This window comes from Nannocystis pusilla (assembly GCF_020073745.1).
Taxonomy (GTDB): domain Bacteria; phylum Myxococcota_A; class Polyangia; order Nannocystales; family Nannocystaceae; genus Nannocystis; species Nannocystis radixulma.
On sequence record NZ_JAIRAU010000048.1, the window covers coordinates 54080 to 72905 of the forward strand.

Here is an 18826-nt window from a genome sequence, read left to right on the forward strand (position 1 = left end):
TCCGGCGCGCTCCTCGTGTTGGGTCGACGTCGCGGCGATTGATCGCTTGCCGCAGCGCCGGGCATCGGCGACCCTTGCCGCCATGCATGACGCCCCGCCCGTCGTCCGCACGGTCATCTCCACCCCCGACGCCCCGGCCGCGATCGGCCCGTACAGCCAGGGGATCGTCGTCAGCGGCGGCCGCACGCTCTACACCGCCGGCCAGATCCCGCTCGACCCGCAGACGATGCAGATCGTCGAGGGCGACGTGCGCGTCCAGGCCGAGCGGGTGATGCACAACCTCGCCGCGATCCTCCGCGCCGCCGGGATGGACTTCACCAACGTCGTGCGCTGCGGGATCTTCCTCAAGGACATGAAGGACTTCGCGGCCGTCAACGAGGTCTACGGCCGTCACTTCGGCGAGCTCCGGCCGGCCCGCTCGACCGTCGCGGTGGCGACGCTGCCGAAGGACGTGCTGGTCGAGATCGACGCGATCGCTGTCGGCTGATGCGGCGACGAACCCAGGCGCTCCTCGTCGGCCTGGTCGTCGGACTCACGGCCGCCGGCGCGCTGCTCCTGCGCGGCTGCGCTCCGGGGCCCGAGGGCGGCGCCGGCGAGACCGGCGCGGCGGTCGACGGCGCGAGCGAGGCCGCCGAGACCCACGCGCCGCTCGAGCCCGCGGCCCCGCCGGCGCGCGTGCGCGGGGCGGTGATGGTCGAGGTCGGCGGCGCGGTCGAGGCCCCGCCGCCGGCGAGCGAGGGGCCTGGTGAAAAGGACATGGTCGAAGGGACCGGTCCTGACGGCTATGACCCGAGCGCCCTGGACAAAGAGCCAGGTGCCGACGGGCCGCCGGTGCCGCTGGCGCCGCCGCGCGAGTGCAAGGCGCGGGCCTGGCGCGACGGGTTCTTGCTGGCCGAGGCCGTCTGCGACGCGGCCGGGGCGTTCCAGCTCGACCTGGCGCTGCCGGCCGGGCCGGCGGCGACGGTGACGGTCGAGGTGCTGGTGCCGGGCCACCTGCGCGGGGTGCTGGCGGCGCCGGCGCAGGCGGGCACCGAGGCGGTGCTGCCGACGCTGGCGCTCGGGCCGGCGTCCTGGCTCAAGGGGCAGGTGATCGATCGCCGCGGGCAGCCGGTCGCCGGGGTGAAGATCGAGGCGACGCCGCTGCCGGGCCTCGGCGAGCCGGAGCCGTGGCGGGTCGACAGCGACGCCGCCGGGGCCTTCGTGCTCGACACGGTGCCGGGCGGGCCGCTGCGGCTGCGGGCGACCGGCCAGGGCCTGGCGCTGTCGGTGGTCGAGGCGTTCGCGCCCGAGGCCGGGGTGGTGATCGTGGTCGACTCGCTGCAGGACCTGAGCGGCACGGTGCTCGGCGACCCGGCGCTGGTGGCCCGCGCCGAGGTGCGGCTCGAGGGCTCGTCGCTGTGGCCGCCGCTGGTCCAGAAGGCCGGCCCGGGCGGCGAGTTCCTGTTCGGCGACCTGGTCGACGGCGTCTACGGGCTGGTCGCGCAGGTGCGCGCGCAGCAGCCGGGCGAGCAGGAGTACGCCTCGATCCCGCTCGAGAACCTGAGCCCCGGCGGCCACGTCAGCCTGGCGCTGATCGCCGCCCAGCGCGTGCCGGTGCAGGTCGTCAGCCCCGACGGCTCGCCGGTGCCGCGGGCCCGCGTGACCCTCGGCTACGCCAGCGTGGGCCTCTTGCAGCAGATCGCCGAGGCCGACGACGCCGGCCTGGCCGACCTCGGGCCGGTGGTGCCCGGGCCCTACGTCGTGCGCGCCGACGCCGACGGCTACCTGCCGTCCGAGTCGCTCGCGGTCGACGTCGGCGCGACGGCGCTGGCGCGGCAGACCTTGACCCTGGTGCGGCCGGGCCGGATCGCCGGCACCGTGATCGACGACGCCGGGCGACCTGTCCCCGAGGCCAGCATCATGGTCGACGCCGACGCGCTCTACAGCCCGGGCGAGGCGATGATCCGCGCGCGCACGTTCAGCGCGCTGCAGCGCGGCGGCAGCCTCGGGGTCACGCGCGGCGCGGTCCCGCCGATCCCGCTGGTCGGCGAGGGCGAGGCCGTCGGCACCTGGGCCGAGACCGACGAGCGCGGCGACTTCTCGCTCGACACGCTGATGCCCGGGCGCTACCGCCTGCGCGCGGTCCACGGCGACCACGCCGGCTCGGCGACGGCGGTCGTCGACCTGAGCCCGGGCGAGCGCGAGGACGGGATCGTGCTGCGGCTCGGTCACGGGGTGCCGCTCGGCGGGCGCGTGCTCGACGGCAACCGCCAGCCGATCGCGGGCGCGCGCATCGAGCTGGCCGACGGCTCGGAGGTGACGAGCGACGGCTTCGGCATGTGGAGCGCGGGGCACCGCCGCGGCAAGCAGCGGGTCGTCATCCGCGCGGCGGGCATGATCCCGGCGGTGGTCGAGGTCGACCTCGAGGGCCAGGCGACGTCGATCGAGCAGGTGCTGCTGCCGGCCGAGGGCGCGCTCGAGGGCCGGGTGCGCGACGGCAACGACCAGGCGATCGCCGGCGTGCGGGTGACGCTGCTGCCGGCCGGCGAGCTGGCGCCGACCGAGGTGACGTGGACCGACGCGCGCGGGCTGTTCGAGTTCTCGCGCCTGGTCCCGGGGACAGCCACGCTCGAGCTCGACCACCCGGAGTACGCGCCGGTGAGCAAGCGGGTGAAGGTCGAGAAGGGCGGGCGGCCGGCCGGGCCGGTCGAGCTCGCGCTCGCGCGCGGCTGGTCGCTCGAGGTCGTGGTCCGCGCACTCGGCAGCGGCGACCCGATCGCCGGCGCGCGCGTCGAGGTCGACGGTCAGGTGTGGGCCGCCGACGAGGCCGGCGAGGTGCGGGCGGCCCGGCTCGCCCGCGAGCGCGTGCGCGTCAAGGTCGAGGCGCCGGGGTGGGTCGGCGTGTCGACCTCGTTCGCGCGGCCGCAGGGCCCCTCGGGCACGCTGGTGCTCGACCTCGACGAGGCGGCCGGTCTCGACGGCGAGGTCATCGACGAGCGCGGCGAGCCGGTCGCCGGGGCGCGCCTCGTCGTGCGCACGCGCGACGGCAGCACGGTGCTCGCCGAGACGACGACCGACACCGAGGGCCGCTGGTCGGTCGAGGGATTGCCCGAGGGCGACGTGTCCGTCGAGGCGATCCCACCGCCGGGGCTCGCCGACCTGCTGGCACCCGTGACTTTACGGACCGACGTGCGCCGCGGCCACGTGACCCGCGAGGTTGACCTGCGCTTCGATCGGCTATGATTCGCGCGCCATGACCATCCGTTCGCCGCGTTACGCGCTGCTGGTGCTCGGTCTCGCTGCCGCCTGCGGAGGCGACCAGAAGAAGCCGGCGAGTCCCGATGCCACGAGCCCCGAGGCCAAGCCGGTCGCGCAAACTGAGACAGCCAAGCCGGCCGAGCCCGCCCACGACGCCGCCCCTGCCGGTGACAAGGTGAAGGTCGTCGACGGCCCCGGCGACGACCGCTTCGCCCTCCGCATCACGCCGCCGGCCGACGCCGCCGTCGGGCGCGAGGGTGTGGTCACCGTCGCCGCCGTCCCGCAAGGGCCCTGGCACATCAACCTCGACTTCCCGACCAAGCTCGCGCTGTCGGCGCCCGAGGGCGTCACCCTGCCGCAGCCCGAGCTGGCCAAGGCCGACGCCGCCAAGCTCGACGAGAAGAGCGCGGAATTCGCCGTGAAGTTCACGCCGACTTCGCCCGGAGACAAGACGTTCACGGGCGAGTTCAAGTTCGCCGTGTGCCAGGACGAGGCCTGCTCGCCGGTCACGCAGAAGGTCGACTTCAAGGTCGCCGTGAAGTAGCGCGGGCCCTGCGGACGTTGTTCGCGGCGGTCGGCTCCGCGCCCCGGGCGCCCGGCCTTTTTGCCGAGCGCGGCGAGCTCGATTACCATGGGGCTTCTCGTCGCCGAGAGTGGCGCGAACGGAGGCAGCGATGGACGAGCCAGTGAGCGCCAAGACGAGGATCGAGGCGCTGGCGGCCGCGGTCGCCCAGGAATTCGAGAGCACCCGGCGGGTGCTCAGCTTCGAGGAGTGGTTCGAGCTGCTGTGCACCCAGCCGCACGTCCACGCCCGCAACGCGGCGCAGTACCTGCGCGACTGCTTCGACTTCTACGGCCGCCGCGATGTCCGGATCCCCAGCGGCAAGGTCGCGCGGTTCAAGCTGTTCGACTGCGAGTTCGACGGCGGCTCGGGCCGCCTCGTCGGCCAGGAGCCGGCGCAGAACGCCTTCTACGAGGCGCTCGACAGCTTCGTCCGGATCGGCCGGGTCAACAAGCTGCTGCTCTTGCACGGGCCCAACGGCTCGGCCAAGACGACCTTCCTCGACGCGGTGATGCGCGCGCTCGAGAAGTACTCCGAGACCGACGGCGGGGCGCTGTACCGCTTCTCGTGGGTGTTCCCCAACAAGAGCTCGAAGAGCGGCGGGATCGGGTTCGGCAGCGGGCCGTGGAGCGCGGCGATCGGCGAGGCGACGTTCGCCAAGCTCGGCGCCGAGTCGATCGACGCCAAGCTGAGCGACGAGAACAAGGACCCGCCGCTCTACCTGATCCCGGTGCCCGAGCGGGCGGCGCTGCTGCAGGCGCAGCTGGCGGCGGCGCAGGCACGTGACCCGAAGGACAGCCGGCTGCAGCACTTCGTGATCGGCGACGCGGCCCTGCGCGGCGACCTGTCGCAGCGCAACCGGCGGATCTTCGACGCGCTGCTCAACATCTACCAGGGCGACCTGCGCAAGGTGTACCAGCACGTGCAGGTCGAGCGGCTGTTCCTCAGCCGGCAGTACCGCAGCGGCCTCGTCACCGTCGAGCCCAAGCAGACCGCCGACGCGCGCAGCTTCCCGGTCACCGGCGACCGCGCGTACGCCAGCCTGCCGCCGGCCGTCGGCGGCCAGGTGCTGTTCGCCTGCCAGGGCGACCTGGTCGACGCCAACCGCGGCCTCATCAACTTCAGCGACCTGCTGAAGCGGCCCTACGAGCACTACAAGTACCTGCTGACGGCCACCGAGTCGGGGCAGGTGGCGCTCGAGCACGTGGTGCTGGCGCTCGACGTGGTGTTCGGCGGCTCGGCCAACGACCTCAACCTGCTCGAGTTCCGCGCGCTGCGCTCGGGCGAGTACCAGAGCCTGCGCGGGCGCCTCGAGCTGATCCCGGTGCCGTACCTGCTCGACTACCGGGTCGAGCGCAAGGTCTACCAGGAGCAGGTCGGCGACGTGCTGCGCGGCATCCACATCGCCCCGCACGTGCCGCGGATCCTCGCGCTGTGGGGCGTGATGACCCGCCTGCGCCCGCCCAACCCGGCCGACTACCCGCCGAAGCTGCAGGCGGTGCTGTCGCGCCTCGGGCCGCTCGACAAGGCCGACCTCTACGCCTACGGCCGCGTGCCCGCCGGCCTCACCAGCGACGAGGCCCGCGAGCTGCTGCTGGCGGTCCCGCAGATGCACCTGGAGCGGTTCCCCCAGGCGGTCGTGCGCGCCGAGGGGGCCGAGCACCTGCTCGGCGACTACGAGGGCAGCTTCGGCGCCTCGGTCCGCGACCTCAAGCGCGTGCTGCTGGCGGCAGCCAGCGAGCCGGGCACCACCTGCGTCACCGTGCCGCGCCTGTTCAAGGAGCTGCGCAAGTTCATGGGCGACGCGCTCAACCACCGCTGGATGCTGCTGCCCAAGGCCGCCAGCGGGTTCCACCTGCTCGACGGCGAGGGCAGCATCACCGCCGCCGCCTGGAACTACTGGCTCAGCGCGTCCGACTGGGAGGTCCGCGAGGCGATGGGCCTGGTCGACGAGGCCCGCTACCTCGAGGTCTTCAAAAAATACGTGGTCCACGTCAAGCACGCGGTCAAGCGCGAGAAGATGTTCGACCCGGTCACCGGCAACCTGCGCGACCCCGACGAGAAGTTCATGCAGGGCCTCGAGAAGACGATGGACCCGAAGGCCGGCCCGCACTTCCGCACCGACCTGCTGTCCCGCATCGGCGCCTGGGCCCTCAGCCACCCCGACGAGGAGCCGGCCTACGCCGAGATCTTCGCCGACTACTTCTATCGCCTGCGCGACGACTACTACCGCCAGCAGAAAGGCGTGGTCGCCCGCGGGATCCAGCGCATGCTCGAGCTCCTCGCCGACGACCGCCGCGCCGACAACCCGCTCGCTCCACAAGAAGAGCAGGTGGCCCGCCGCGCCCTCGAGATCCTGCTCGGCGACCACGACGGCGGGATCAAGCGCGAGCGCCACACCCGCGAGACGCTGCGCGACACGCTCGTGCAGCTGTCGAAGGCCCGCTACTGACGCGCGTCGCGCCGTGACCGCGCGGTCGCGTTCTGCGGCCGTCCGTCGCGCGCGTGACGGCCGTGACCGACGGCACGCCGCGCCTCGCCGCGGCCCGGCGAGCGGCGCGCGAGGCGTCGGCGCGGTGACCTCGCAACGACTGGGAGGCCGCCGCGCAACGGCTGCGCTCGCGCGCAGGACGCCCGCGCCGCGAGGCGCGAATCGCATGAGGCGGCGCGGGCAGCGAACGGTCATTCGCTCGAGCCTGGATCGTGGGCTTTCCGACGGCGGACCCGGCATTGCGCGGAGTGATGCATATCGCGCGGATCCGCGCGAAATGTCGCAGTGCGACCGAGTACGACCATTGATTCTACGGCCTGGCGCTGACGTAGGTGCAGCGCGCCCTCCCGGCCGTTCTAAGGCGATCCACGAGGGGCGCGCGCCGGCGGAATTTCGCCGGGGAACGTTGATTGTTGACTCCAGAAGCCCGGCGTGGCAGCGTCACCGTCGGCCGGATGAACGTCCAGCGCTTCTTCAACGAGGACCTGCCCGCGGCCCTCCGTCGCAACCCCGCGGGTGCGGCCGAGATCGGCGGGACCTACCAGTTCCGGATCTCCGGCCCCGGCGGCGGTGAATGGTGGGTCGAGGTGACCCGCGCCAAGACGGGCGTGTGGGCCGGCTACTGGCCGGGCGCCCAGTGCGAGCTGGCGATCGACAGCGCGGACTTCAAGAGCCTGGTCACCGGCGATTCGAGCACCGCCGACGCGCTGACCACCGCCGGCCGCCTGGTCGTGATGGGCAGCCGCACTCTGGTCGCTCGCGTCGGCCTGCTGTCGCAGCTGTGAGCCCGTCGCCGGCCCGCGGGCGCGAGCGTCGATCGGCCCCGGCCGCTGCCATCAATGGCCTTCAGGTCATGTCGATTGGGCCAGGTTTAAAAGCTCCTGTCCCGTGAGGCGAAAGATGGTCCACTCCGACACGGCCCGGGCGCCGAGGCGCTCGTAGAAGCCGATCGCGGGGGTGTTCCAGTCGAGCACGGCCCACTCCATGCGGGCGCAGCCGCGCTCGACGGCCAGCTGGGCCAGGCGGACCAGCAGCTGCTTGCCGATCCCGCGGCCGCGCCGGGACGGCTCGACGAACAGGTCCTCGAGGTAGAGGCCGGGTCGGCCGCGCCAGGTCGAGTAGTTGTGGAAGTAGAGGGCGAAGCCGACGACGGCCCCGTCGTCGTCCTCGGCCAGCAGGCACTCGAAGGGCGGGCGCTCGGCCGCGAGCTGGGCGCGCAGCTCGTCGACGGTGACGACCACGGCGTCGGGCTCGCGCTCGTAGGTGGCGAGGTCGACGATCAGGCGGAAGATGTCGGCGGCGTCGGCGGGGCCGGCGGCGCGCAGGCGGGCGAGCATGCGCGCGAGGATACGCCGGCCGAGCCGCCGAACGCGAGCCCCGGCGCGCGCCTCAGAACTGCAGCGCCAGGCCTCCTGTGCTCACGCCGAACGCGGTGCGGCGCTGCTTGCCCGGCTTCTTGTCGTCGTGCTTGACGAGGCGGCGGGTGAACATCACCGCGGGGACGATCGCGGCGATCGTGAGCACGCCGAGGATCGGGGCCATGATGCCGGCGGTGCGGCGCTCCTGGCTGCAGTCGATCATCGCGCCGCGGTCGGCGGCCTGGTTGCAGCGATTGAGCATGCCGAGCGGGATGGCCATGCCGATCGTGCCGAGGCCGGCGAGGGCCCACGACGCGCCGGTGCCGGCCTGCAGGAAGCGCTGTTCGCTCTGCCAGTCCCGCTTGTAGTCGGGCGGGACGAGGTCCGGCTCGCGGCCGGGCGGGATGAGCGGGGTCGACTGGTTCGCGGGCTCCACATTGCGCGCCGCCAGCGGGCGCGCGACGGGGCCCTGCGCAGCCGCGACCTGCGCGGGCTCCTTCGCCGCCGCGAGGGTCGAGGTGCAGCAGAGCAGCAAGGTCAGACATGAACGTGCGAGCATGGCGGATCTCCTTGAACCTGAGCGCAGCGCCGGTCGGTCGGATCGGTATGCGCCCAAATGGTCGGTTGGCTTATGACCCGGAGCCACGACTGGCACCAATACAGCGACCTCGAGCTTGGCCCGCCCGTATGCCCCGAATCAGCGCACCGGCAGGCGATCACGGGCGAAACCAGGCCGACTGAATGCTCGCCCGCGCCGCGTCCGGACGCCCGCGGTCCGCCGCTCGCGCCGGGCCGACGACCCCGGCGCGGCGTCGGTGCGGACCTGTCCCGAAGGACCGATGCACGCGCGGACGGGCGAGCGAGCGCTCGCGCGGCCCGTCACAGCAGCGGCCTCGGCTCGGCGGATCCCGCGACCCGACGCGACGCCGAGCGGGCGTCCGCGTGAGCCCGGACGACCGTCGGGCGCGCGACCTCGAGGCGGCGGCGGTGCGGTCGAGGAGGGGCTGGCGTCGCTCACGGTCATCGGGTTGTCGCACGGTGCCGGCTCGCGCGGCTCGCGAATTCCGCGGCGCGCGTGGAGCCAACCGGCTCGCAGGGACGGACGAAGGCCCGGAGGAGCGAGCGACGGTGAGGTCGTGCGGCGCGTGCGGAGGCGGGCGAGCGGTGCGGGCGGCGCGAGCCGCCGTCGCGTCCGCAATGTACGTACATGGCCCCGAGGACATGTTACGGGCGGTTCTGCGCCCGCTGCAGCGGACCTTGAGCCGGGGGCCGGCGTCGGCCACAGTTGTCGGCAGTGTACTGGGCGATCACCGTGGGCGCAGGGGTCACGGCCGTGGCGGCGGCCCGCTGGTGGTCGCGGGAGCGCGAGCGAGACGCCCACCGGCGCGAGCTCCTGGCGCTCAGCGAAGAGGGCGACGCGGCCAGCACGGCGCACCTGAGCCGGGGGCTCGGCGAGCTGGTGCGCCAGGCGCGGGCGGTCCGGCACGCGCTGGCGACCCCGCTGACCTACTGGGACACGCCGCTGGCCCCGGAGACGCCGTGGGGCCGCCGGGCCCGCTGCGACGCCTACGACCGCGCGATCGGCGAGGCCCGCCGCACGCTGTGGGAGTGGCTGCTGCTGTTCCGCCGGCTCGACGAGCGCGACCGCCTGGTCCTGCTCGGGCTCGGGCTGTCGCCGGCGCCGTTCTACGCGGCCCTGTTCCGGCCCGGCGTGTTCGACCGCAGCGACGACCTGTGGGAAGAGGTGCTGTATCCCGATGCGCCCGACCTGGCGCGCGTGTTCGTCGAGCTGCGGCGGACGATGATCGCGCTGCGGGCGTTCGAGGCGACGCTGCTGAGCCGCGTGAACGATCCGTACCGGCGCTGAAGGACATGTTCAGGACAGCATGTCCTCCAGAGCATGTGCCATAGGACATGCTCGTGAGGCAAGACGGGCAACCCGGGCCGACGTCCGCTCAGACCGGGCCGGGCGGGCGCACGGCCTCGAGGTCGAGGCTGAACAGGTGGTCGTCGACGGCGAACACCCAGCGCTGGCCGCGGCTCGTGAGCTCGCCGAGGACGCCGCCGGCGATCACGACCGGGCGCTCGCGGCGGCCGATCCAGCCGTCGCGCTGGCTGTGGACCTCGAGCGTGTGCTCGAGCGTGGTCGCGCCGCCCGTGGACAGCCGCGGGGTCGCGCGCAGGGCGAGGCGCAGCTGGAGGTCGCCGCCCTCGAGCTTGACGTTCTGGTCGACGGCGGCCTCGGTGCCGACGACGGCGGTGACGAGCGGCGACGACAGCACGTCGCCGCGGTCGTCGAGGGCGTGGTCGTCGGCGGTCACCGGCAGGGCGGGGTCGTCGTAGCGGCGCAGGACCAGGCGCAGCTGCATGACCTGCGGGTGGTGCAGGTCCGGCGAGAACTCTTGCACCGGGACCGGCCCGGCGGAGCCGCCATGGGCCGAGGGGTCGGCGCGGACCAGCGGGGGCGGCGCGAAGTCGACGGTGCGGGTGAGCACGAGCAGCGCCCCGCCCGCCAGCGCGATGTAGGCGTGCCGGGCGAGGAAGTCCCGAACGACGGTCAAGCGGGGGCCTCGGGGGCTCATCCGCGGACTTTTTCACGGGCGTCCCGGGCGGGCAAGTTTCACGCCCGAAGCCGCCACGCGCCCCCGTTTGACCCTGCGGGGCCACCTGGAGTACGGATCTGGCCGCCATGTCCACTGAGATCAAGCCGCCCGCCGACGAGGGACCCTCGAACTTCATCCGCGAGCGGATCCAGCAGGACGTCGCGCAGGGCCGGCGCGACGGCCGCGTGTTCACCCGCTTCCCGCCCGAGCCCAACGGCTACCTCCACATCGGCCACGCCAAGTCGATCTGCCTCAACTTCGGCATGGCCGCCGAGTTCGGCGGCCGCTGCCACCTGCGCTTCGACGACACCAACCCGGTCACCGAAGACGTCGAGTTCGTCGAGGCGATCCAGGAGGACATCCGCTGGCTCGGGTTCGACTGGGGCGACCACAAGTACTTCGCCTCGGACTACTTCCAGCAGCTGTACGACTACGCGGAGGCGCTGATCCGCGCCGGCAAGGCGTTCGTCGATAGCCTGACGCCGGAGGAGATCAAGGCGTACCGCGGCAACTTCTACAAGAAGGGCACCGCGAGCCCGTACCGCGAGCGCAGCGTCGAGGAGAACCTCGACCTGTTCCGCCGCATGCGCGCCGGCGAGTTCGAGGAGGGCGAGCACGTGCTGCGCGCCAAGATCGACGTCGAGCACGGCAACATCAACATGCGCGACCCGCCGATCTACCGCATCAAGAAGGCGCACCACCACCGCACGGGCGACGCGTGGTGCGTCTACCCGATGTACGACTACGCCCACTGCATCTCCGACGCGCTCGAGCGGATCACCCACTCGCTGTGCACGCTCGAGTTCGAGGACCACCGCCCGCTGTACGACTGGATCCTCGCCCAGCTCGACGTCCCCGGCGACCCCGAGCAGATCGAGTTCGCCAAGCTCAACCTCAGCTTCACGGTCATCGGCAAGCGCAAGCTCAAGCAGCTGGTCGAGCTCGGCCTGGTGTCGGGCTGGGACGACCCGCGCATGCCGACGCTGGCCGGGATGCGCCGCCGCGGCTACACGCCCGAGTCGATCCGCGCGCTGTGCGAGCGCGTCGGCGTGTCGAAGCGCAACGGCATGGTCGACGTGTCGCTGCTCGAGCACGCGGTCCGCGAGCACCTCAACGCCACCAGCCCGCGGGTGATGGGGGTGCTGCAGCCGCTCAAGCTGACGCTCACCAACTGGCCCGCGGGCCAGGTCGAGTGGCTCGACGCGCCGTACTTCGCCGACGACCCGGCGCGCGGGACCCGGCCGGTGCCGCTCGGCCGCGAGCTGCTGATCGAGCGCGAGGACTTCAAGGAGCAGGCGGTCAAGGGCTGGTTCCGCCTGAGCCCGGGGGCCGAGGTGCGGCTGCGCCACGTCGGCATCGTCCGCTGCGACGAGGTGGTGAAGGACGAGGCCGGCGAGGTCATCGAGCTGCGCTGCTCGCTCGACATGGCGTCGCGTCCGGGCCAGCCCGGGGCCGCACGCAAGGTCAAGGGCACGATCCACTGGGTCTCGGCCGCGCACGCGCTGCCGGTCGAGGCGCGCCTGTACGACCGCCTGTTCAACGTCGAGGAGCCCAACGAGGCGCCCGAGGGCAAGACGTTCCTCGACAACCTCAACCCCAACTCGCTCACCGTCGTCGCCGACGCGCGCGTCGAGCCCAGCCTCGCCGGCGCGCCCACCGGCACCCGCGTGCAGTTCGAGCGCCTGGCCTACTTCTGCGTCGACCGCGACAGCACCGAGGACCGCCTGGTCGTCAACCGCACGATCGGCATGCGCGACTCGTGGGCCAAGCTCGAGGCCAAGGGAGGATAGTTCGATGAGCCACGACGACACCCGCGTCAACCTCGGCAAGGCCGCGCCGGAGCTGTACCGCGCGGTCATGGCCCTCGACGGCCAGGTGGTCCAGCGCGCCAAGGCGGCCGGCATCGCCGAGGGCTTCTCCCACCTGCTCCGCCTGCGCGCGTCGCAGATCAACGGCTGCGCGTTCTGCCTGCGCATGCACACCCGCGACGCCCTGGCCGCCGGCGAGTCGAGCGACCGCGTCAGCGTGCTGCCGGCCTGGCGCGAGACGCAGTACTTCAGCGACAAGGAGCGCGCGGCGCTCCAGCTGGTCGAGGCGGTCACCCTGGTCGCGCACGACCAGATCCCCGAGACCGTCTACGCCGAGGCCGCCGAGCTGCTGTCGACCGACGAGATCGCGGCGGTCGAGTGGCTGGCGATCCAGATCAACGTCTGGAACCGCGTCGCCATCGCCAGCCGCTACCCGGTCGGGCCGGAGAAGTGAGCTGTCGCCGAGGACATGTCCTCGGCGACATTTGATTGAAAAGGAAGGCGGCGCGCGCCGGGCCCGGGGTCGAGGGCCACGGCTCGCGCCGCCGCTGTCGCCCGGCGCGCCGTCGACTGTCCCTTGGGACGGCTCAGGACCGGCGCGCGGCCCGTCAGCGCCGCATCACGAAGGTGACGACGGCGAGGATCAGGCCGATGAAGGCGAGGATCTTGGCGATGTAGGCGCTGTCGGCCGCGAGGCCGCCGAAGCCGAAGATGGCGGCGACGAGGGCGACGATGAAGAACACGATGGACCAGTAAAGCACGGTGGACCTCCATTCCCGGGAGCCTCGCGGCCCCCGTGGCAACCGTGATCGACGCGGGGGCAGAGTCAAGCCGCGAGCGAAACGGGTCCGCGCGTCCTCCGCCGCGACGCGCTCGAGCGGCCACAGAAGCACGCGAGATCGAGGGCCCGCGGATCGCCGCCGCAGGCCGCCGATGCCGGCGATCTCCAAGGTTTCAGGCGAGCCGGTCGGGACGTGCGACGAACGCCGCGCTGGCCGCCGCGGCGACGGCTCGCCATGGCTCTCGCATGCGACGACCCGACCTCCGCGTTGCCACCCTCATCGCTCTCCTCGCCACCGGCGAACTCGCGTGCATCACCGCCGAGGGGGTCGTGCGCAAGGCGGTGCCGGCGACGCTCGACGAGAGCGTGGGCTTCCTCGAGGACCCGCAGTCGCAGGCGCGGATCCAGCGGCTCCTCGCCGACCCGCAGATCCAGGCGGCCAGTCGCGAGCTGACCGCGTCGCTGGTCGAAGGGGCGCTCGACGGGCTGACGGACGCGGAGCGCCAGGCCGCGCTGCGCGAGGCGACGAGCCGCTACCTCGGCGCGGTCGCCAAGGCGGCGGGCACCAGCCTGCGCGAGGACATCAGCCCGGCGCTGGCGGCGACGGTGCGCCAGACCCTCGACACCGCGCTGGCCCCGAAGACGCGGCAACAGGCCAGCGCGCTGGTCGACCAGCTCACGCGCACGACGGTCACCGCGCTCACGCAGTCGGCGGGGCAGGGCCTCAAGCAGGACCTCGGCCCGGCGCTGCGCTCGGTGCTCGAGGAGGACCTCGGCCCCGGGCTGGCGCACCTGGTCCGCGCCGACCTGGCGCCGGCCCTGCGCGAGGCGGTGCGCGACGAGCTGGTGCCGGTGGTCGGCATCGTCTCGCGCGAGGCGAGTCGTCAGCTGGTCCTCGGCGCCGCCGACGCGCTGGAAGAGCTGCAGGTGAAGCGCGACCTGGGCCAGCTCGAGGAGAGCCTGTGGAGCCGCCTCGACCACACGCTGCACAAGGGCGTCCAGATCAGCCAGGTGATCGCGTGGGTGCTGGGCCTGGCGCTGGCGATCGTGATCGGCCTGGTGGTCCGCGCGACGGTGCTGCGCCGCCGCATCGAGGCCGACCGGGCCCGCAGCGAGCGACTTCTGCTCAGCCTGGTCGACGAGCTCCACCGCGGCTGTGACAAGCCCGACGTCGAGGAGCTGCTGTCGCAGATCCGCACCCGCGTGCCGGACCTGGACGATCGCGGGTACATGGCCGAGCTGGCCCGACGGGCCGACCGGCCGCGGCTGCGCGGCGATCGCCCGCGCCGACGATTGTGAGGTGCACGCGGCGGGGAACGCAGGTCGCACCGAGTTCCACGATTTGCCGCAACTCGGTGGCGTGACCTGTGCTCCCGGGTATTCGCAGCGGGCGAGCGGCGCGGGATTCGTCACAGCGGCGCGTCCGACTGCGCAATCCGCACAGGCCGTCAGGGCCGCGGAGAGCGTCGTTCCGGGGCGAACGCGCGGGAACGCGCGCGGTGATCCTCGGTTCATTTCGCCGGTCGAGAGCTGTTTACCGATTGCTCGCTCGGGGAAATGGATCATTGCAAGGACATGCAGTCGCGCGGGTCACTCGCGCCGCGGCCGGAGACAGGAGCCCGATGGAACCGATGGAACGACAACCACGACCGCGACGCGACCGCACCCCGTCGGCGCCGATCGTGCTGAGCCGGTTGGCGCAGACCGACAGCGAGCTCGAGGTGCCGATCGACGTCGAGGTCGTGAAGGCGCCGCCGATGGACGCGCCGGTCGACTTCCGCGAGCGGCTGGCGCTGGCGCTCGGGACCACCGACGCCCGCCTGCTCGACGCCGCCGAGCGCGGCTACCGGGGCACCTTCGCCAGCGTGCACGACTACGTGCGCGAGCGCCTGGCGCTGGCGACCGGGCCGAACTTCGACGACGCGCTGGCCAGCCGCGACCCCGACGAGCTGCTGCGCCGCTACTCCGGCGACGAGCGCCTGGTGTGGTCGATCGCGCTGTCCGACGAGCAGGTGATGGTGTTCGAGCTGCCCCGCGAGTCGTCGCGCGCCGCCGCCATCGCCGCCCGCCTCGACCCCGACGACCCCGACCTGCTGACGTGACGCTGCCGTGATATGTCCCGCGGGACATGTCTCGCACGATCACATCAGGATGTCGCCGCGCGGCTGCAGCGGCGGGGGGACGTCCGGGTGGCCCAGCATCTCGCGCAGGTCGATCTCGATGGCGCGGGCGATCGCGGTGATCGGCACGTCGTTGGGCCCGCCCTCGAACGGGTTCTCCGAGCTCTCGCCGATCTTGTCCATGGTGTGGAACACCCAGGCGACCACGACGCTGGCCGGGATCGTGCACCACACGAACCCGTCGCCGAGCTTCTGGAACTCCTGCAACAGGCCGAGCGGGACCAGGACGATGAACAGCCACACGAACAGCAGGTTCAAGGTGGCGAACTGCCGCGGGTAGGGGAAGTTCTTGAGCCGCTCGCACTTGCCCTGGTGCTCGTAGAGCTCGACGAGCACGCGCGTCAGGTCGACGTGGCGGTAGTCGGACAGCAGGCCGCGCTCGCGCAGGCCCCGGATCGCGTGCGACTGCTGGGCGAGCAGCTGCGCCGCCGGGTTGGTGGACCCGAGGATCGCGGCGCAGTCGGCGGCGGTCAGCAGCTTGCCGAGCTCGATGCCGAGGTAGTCGCTGTCGCGCTCGGGGATCTGGTAGTGGCGCCGGTACTCCACGTTGTGGCGCAGGCCCATGTTCTCCCACGCCCGCGGCTCCCGCAGCTGGAAACGCAGCGCGGTCAGCCAGGCGATGTGCCGCGCGATCAGGCCGTCACGCGCGGCCTGGAGGTCGGGCGCGGGCCCGGAGTGTCCTGGCTCTTCGAGCAGGTAATCACAGGCCATGACGCCGAACGAGCGGCTGGTGTTGACGATGCCGCCCCAGATCTGCCGCGCCTCCCACAGGCGCGCGTAGGAGGCGTTGTTCTTGAAGCCGGTGATGAAGGCGACGGCGGTGCCGATGAGGGCGATCGGCAGCCAGGGGACGGTCAGCCAGGTGCAGCCGTACAGGGCGTAGAGGACGGTCGGGGCGGCGGCGATGACGGCGAAGGCCGCGGTCTCGCGCCGGGTCCACCGGATGACGTGCTTGAGGGGATAGTGGCGGCCCGCGTGCATCGACGGCGTGGAGGCGGCGACGGTATCACGGGGCCGGACAGGCGAGCCCGGCGACGCGCACGAGGACGTCGCCGCCGGCGACGTAGGTGACGCCGGTGACGCCGTCGGCCGCCATGGCCAGGCCGAGCGCCGGCGGACTGCCGACCATGACGCTGTGGACGGCAGCGGGGGCGGCGTGCGGGGTGAGGTCGGCGCGGAACCACCGCAGGCGCAGGTCGGAGGCGACGCCGCTGCAGTCCTCCGCCTGCTCGCCAGCGTCGCCGCACTCGGCCCAGGCGACGGCGAGGTTGCCCCACGCGTCGCTGCCGATGTCGACGAAGGGCGCGTGCATCCGCGGGGCCTCCGACACGGCGACGATCTGCTGCGGCAGATCGCCGGCGTCGAAGGTCTGGAGATCGACGAGGCCGTCCTCGCCGACGCCGCCGATCACGACCCCGAGATCGGGCGTGACGGCGAGGCCGCTCCACGGGCTCCTGTTGTCGGCGAGGGCGAGCCCGCCGGTGCGCAGGGCGGTGGTGACGAGCGGGCCCGGCGTGGCGTCGGCGGCGAAGCGGCGGTAGAGGATGGCGCCACCGGGGTCGCCCCAGGCGACGACGAAGGCGCCGTCGGGCAGGAGGGCGACCGTGGGCGCGCTCGGGATGCCGGCCTCGTGCTCGCTGATCGTGAACTCGGGCGGCGAGTCGGGGTCGAAGTTGTCGAGCCGGCGCACGTGCACGTGATACATCGCGGGGAAGACGGCGCCGACGAAGGCGAGGGTGAGCCGGCCCTGATCGTCGAGGGCGATCGCGGGCGACTGCTGCAGCGGGCCCTCGTGGACGACGCCGTTGATGCCGGGGAGGCCGACGTCGGCGACGACGCCGCGGACGACGACGTCGTTGTTGTTGCCGTTGACCTCCCACGCGAGCGCGAGGTCGCCGACCGGGGCGACGGCGAGCACGGGGTCGCGGATCACCTGGGCCGGCGGGTCGGCGAGGTCGAGCGGCGTGTCGACGAGGCTGCCGTCGGCGGCGACGGTCTGGACGTCGATGCGGTCGAACAGCCCGTTGACCCGCCAGGCGACCTTGAAGGTGCCGTCGGCGGTGACGCCGATCGCCCGCGGGTTGTCGTCGCTCTGCTGCGCGCTGGCGTCGGTGGCGAGGACGATCGGGGGGCCGAGCGGGCCGACGTACAGCGCCCCGTCGCCGCACGCGGGCTTGATGCAGCCGGGGCGGCAGGCGGTCGGTTCGCTCGGGTGATTGGCGGGGCCGTCGTCGCAGGCCTCGACGCCGACGTGGACGACGCCGTCGCCGCAGCTGGCCGCGCGGCAGTCGGTCAGGCAGGCGTCGCTGTCGTCGTCGTTGCCGTCGTCGCACGCCTCGCCCGGGTCGAGCTCGCCGTCGCCGCAGACCGGCTCGGGCCCGGCCGTGGTCGTCGCGCCGCCGGTGGTGGTGGTCGTCGTCGGACCGCCCGTGGTGGTGTCGAGGAACGGGCCGTCGCCGGTCGTGGAGGACGTGGTGGTGATGCCGGCGCCGGTCGTGTGCAGGCCGCCGTCGCTGAAGCAGGCCGTACAGGCGAAGACGAGGCACGCTGCGGTCCTGGCGGCGATCGTCGACATCGGCGCGATGGTACCCCGGCTCGCGCTCGCCCGCGCGTGTGTCCCCGCTCGCGCGGGCGAGGCGCGCAGCCGCGCCGGACCCCGGGTCCCGGCGCGGCGGTCGGGGGAGCTCCGTTCGAGTGGACATGTCGATTCAGACATGTCGCCGAGGACAGTGTCGGCGATCGGGGCCCGGAGCAGGTCTACACGCGCAGGGTCGCGGCGGACGCGGAGCGGGCGAGCGCCGGGTTGTGTGCTCGAAAACATGCTCGATGGGGCATGCTCTTTAAACAATGTCATAAAGAACATTGCACGTGGGACATGTTCCCGAGGACATGGTCGTCCTCGATGCGGCGGGCGGCGGCGACGCCGGTTGCGGTGTCGAACCGCGGGCGGTCGCCGCCGTCGCGGAAGCAGGCCGGCCGCCACGGCGACTGCCGGGAGCCACGCGGCCGGGCGGCGGCGGGTCGAGCGCTCATTCCGGCACTTTACGCCCGGCGGCGGGTCCGCTGGCGCGGGCGCCGCGTGTGCTGGCGCGCGTGCGCGCACGCGGGTCGGGCCGACTCTCACGTCGGCTCGACCCGGAATGGGGTGTCCGAAGAGTCAGGGTCTCAGGGACATGTCGGAAGCGACATGTGACAGGAGCGCCGCCGCAGCCGGGGCTGCGTCGCGGCGCTCCGCGGGGGCGCGGCTCAGGAGGCCGCGGCGGCGCCGATCTTGGTGACGGCGGCCTTGACCTCGTCGTAGTTGGGCTCGACGCCGGGGTTCGGGGCGACCCACGCGTAGCGGACCACGCCCTCGGGGTCGATCACGAACACCGAGCGCTTGGCGGCGGTGTAGCCGGGCAGGCCGGCGAAGTCGTCGTGGGCCACGCCGTAGGCGCGCACGGCCTCGCGGGCGTAGTCGGACAGCAGCGGGAAGTTGAGGCCGTTCTTGTCGGCGAACGCCTTGTTGGCGAACGGAGCGTCGACCGAGACGCCGAACACGGCGGCGTTGAGGTCGTTGAGGGCGCTCAGCGAGTCGCGGAAGGAGCACAGCTCCTTCTCGCAGACGGCGGTGAAGGCGGCGGGGAAGAAGGCGAGGACGACGGTCTTGCCGCGCTGGGCGTCGAGGCTGACGCGCTGGCGGGCGTTGTCGAAGAGGTCGAAGTTGGGGGCGGGGCTGCCGAGTGCGACGGTCATGGGACGCTCCTTGGAGTGAAGGCCTAGTACCCGCGGGCGCGGCCGCCCGCAAGGGGCCTTTAGAACCCGGA

18 protein-coding genes are annotated in these 18826 nt (G+C 72.9%); 10 read left to right on the plus strand and 8 right to left on the minus strand.

Annotated features, from left to right (window positions below; translation table 11 throughout):
* The first annotated feature begins 82 nt into the window (after window positions 1-82).
* The 5 genes from K7C98_RS35275 (at window position 83) to K7C98_RS35295 (ending at window position 7075) form a co-directional block, all read left to right on the plus strand.
* Entirely contained in the window at window positions 83-487 is a 405-nt protein-coding gene (locus tag K7C98_RS35275; RefSeq protein WP_224196261.1) for a RidA family protein, read from the plus strand.
* Complete coding sequence (locus K7C98_RS35280; protein ID WP_224196262.1) at window positions 487-3222, plus strand: carboxypeptidase-like regulatory domain-containing protein; 2736 nt, start codon at window positions 487-489, stop codon at window positions 3220-3222. The genes K7C98_RS35275 and K7C98_RS35280 overlap by 1 nt, the downstream gene beginning before the upstream one ends.
* Window positions 3223-3232: 10 nt before the next feature.
* Complete coding sequence (locus K7C98_RS35285) at window positions 3233-3781, plus strand: hypothetical protein (protein ID WP_224196263.1); 549 nt, start codon at window positions 3233-3235, stop codon at window positions 3779-3781.
* Between the two features lie 130 nt (window positions 3782-3911).
* Window positions 3912-6251 (plus strand): serine protein kinase PrkA, encoded by a 2340-nt coding sequence (locus K7C98_RS35290; RefSeq protein ID WP_224196264.1) that lies wholly within the window; start codon window positions 3912-3914, stop codon window positions 6249-6251.
* 452 nt (window positions 6252-6703) lie between these two features.
* Window positions 6704-7075, plus strand: a complete 372-nt coding sequence (locus tag K7C98_RS35295) for an SCP2 sterol-binding domain-containing protein (protein WP_224196265.1) — start codon at window positions 6704-6706, stop codon at window positions 7073-7075.
* Window positions 7076-7141: 66 nt separating this feature from the next.
* On the opposite strand, the gene K7C98_RS35300 is transcribed toward K7C98_RS35295, so the two are convergent.
* Both K7C98_RS35300 and K7C98_RS35305 read right to left on the minus strand, forming a co-directional pair.
* Window positions 7142-7627 (minus strand): GNAT family N-acetyltransferase, encoded by a 486-nt coding sequence (locus tag K7C98_RS35300; RefSeq protein ID WP_224196266.1) that lies wholly within the window; start codon window positions 7625-7627, stop codon window positions 7142-7144.
* A gap of 52 nt (window positions 7628-7679) precedes the next feature.
* Window positions 7680-8207 carry a hypothetical protein gene (locus K7C98_RS35305; protein WP_224196267.1) on the minus strand — a complete coding sequence of 176 codons (528 nt, stop codon included), beginning with the start codon at window positions 8205-8207 and terminating at the stop codon, window positions 7680-7682.
* 753 nt (window positions 8208-8960) lie between these two features.
* On the opposite strand from K7C98_RS35305, the gene K7C98_RS35310 reads away from it, so the two are divergent.
* Complete coding sequence (locus tag K7C98_RS35310) at window positions 8961-9515, plus strand: hypothetical protein (protein ID WP_224196268.1); 555 nt, start codon at window positions 8961-8963, stop codon at window positions 9513-9515.
* Window positions 9516-9603: 88 nt separating this feature from the next.
* On the opposite strand, the gene K7C98_RS35315 is transcribed toward K7C98_RS35310, so the two are convergent.
* Window positions 9604-10209 carry a hypothetical protein gene (locus K7C98_RS35315; RefSeq protein WP_224196269.1) on the minus strand — a complete coding sequence of 202 codons (606 nt, stop codon included), beginning with the start codon at window positions 10207-10209 and terminating at the stop codon, window positions 9604-9606.
* Window positions 10210-10337: 128 nt separating this feature from the next.
* Here K7C98_RS35315 and K7C98_RS35320 point away from each other — a divergent pair, with 128 nt between their 5' ends.
* Both K7C98_RS35320 and K7C98_RS35325 read left to right on the plus strand, forming a co-directional pair.
* Window positions 10338-12041 carry a glutamine--tRNA ligase/YqeY domain fusion protein gene (locus K7C98_RS35320; RefSeq protein ID WP_224196270.1) on the plus strand — a complete coding sequence of 568 codons (1704 nt, stop codon included), beginning with the start codon at window positions 10338-10340 and terminating at the stop codon, window positions 12039-12041.
* 4 nt (window positions 12042-12045) lie between these two features.
* Window positions 12046-12513 (plus strand): carboxymuconolactone decarboxylase family protein, encoded by a 468-nt coding sequence (locus K7C98_RS35325; protein WP_224196271.1) that lies wholly within the window; start codon window positions 12046-12048, stop codon window positions 12511-12513.
* 154 nt (window positions 12514-12667) lie between these two features.
* On the opposite strand, the gene K7C98_RS35330 is transcribed toward K7C98_RS35325, so the two are convergent.
* Window positions 12668-12820, minus strand: a complete 153-nt coding sequence (locus tag K7C98_RS35330) for a DUF1328 domain-containing protein (RefSeq protein WP_224196272.1) — start codon at window positions 12818-12820, stop codon at window positions 12668-12670.
* 266 nt (window positions 12821-13086) lie between these two features.
* On the opposite strand from K7C98_RS35330, the gene K7C98_RS35335 reads away from it, so the two are divergent.
* Together K7C98_RS35335 and K7C98_RS35340 are read left to right on the plus strand one after the other, a co-directional pair.
* Entirely contained in the window at window positions 13087-14139 is a 1053-nt protein-coding gene (locus K7C98_RS35335) for a hypothetical protein (RefSeq protein WP_224196273.1), read from the plus strand.
* Between the two features lie 383 nt (window positions 14140-14522).
* Window positions 14523-14942, plus strand: coding sequence for a hypothetical protein (locus K7C98_RS35340; RefSeq protein WP_224196274.1), 420 nt, complete (start codon window positions 14523-14525; stop codon window positions 14940-14942).
* Window positions 14943-14981: 39 nt separating this feature from the next.
* Here the strand turns inward: K7C98_RS35340 and K7C98_RS35345 are convergent, their stop codons facing one another.
* From K7C98_RS35345 to K7C98_RS35360, 4 genes are all read right to left on the minus strand, one after another.
* On the minus strand, window positions 14982-16001 hold the full coding sequence (locus K7C98_RS35345) for a bestrophin family protein (protein ID WP_224196275.1): 1020 nt from the start codon (window positions 15999-16001) through the stop codon (window positions 14982-14984).
* Window positions 16002-16026: 25 nt separating this feature from the next.
* Entirely contained in the window at window positions 16027-17595 is a 1569-nt protein-coding gene (locus K7C98_RS44515; RefSeq protein WP_276572749.1) for a hypothetical protein, read from the minus strand.
* A gap of 275 nt (window positions 17596-17870) precedes the next feature.
* Window positions 17871-18053, minus strand: coding sequence for a hypothetical protein (locus tag K7C98_RS35355; RefSeq protein ID WP_224196276.1), 183 nt, complete (start codon window positions 18051-18053; stop codon window positions 17871-17873).
* 213 nt (window positions 18054-18266) lie between these two features.
* Window positions 18267-18755 (minus strand): redoxin domain-containing protein, encoded by a 489-nt coding sequence (locus K7C98_RS35360; RefSeq protein ID WP_224196277.1) that lies wholly within the window; start codon window positions 18753-18755, stop codon window positions 18267-18269.
* Window positions 18756-18826: the final 71 nt, after the last annotated feature.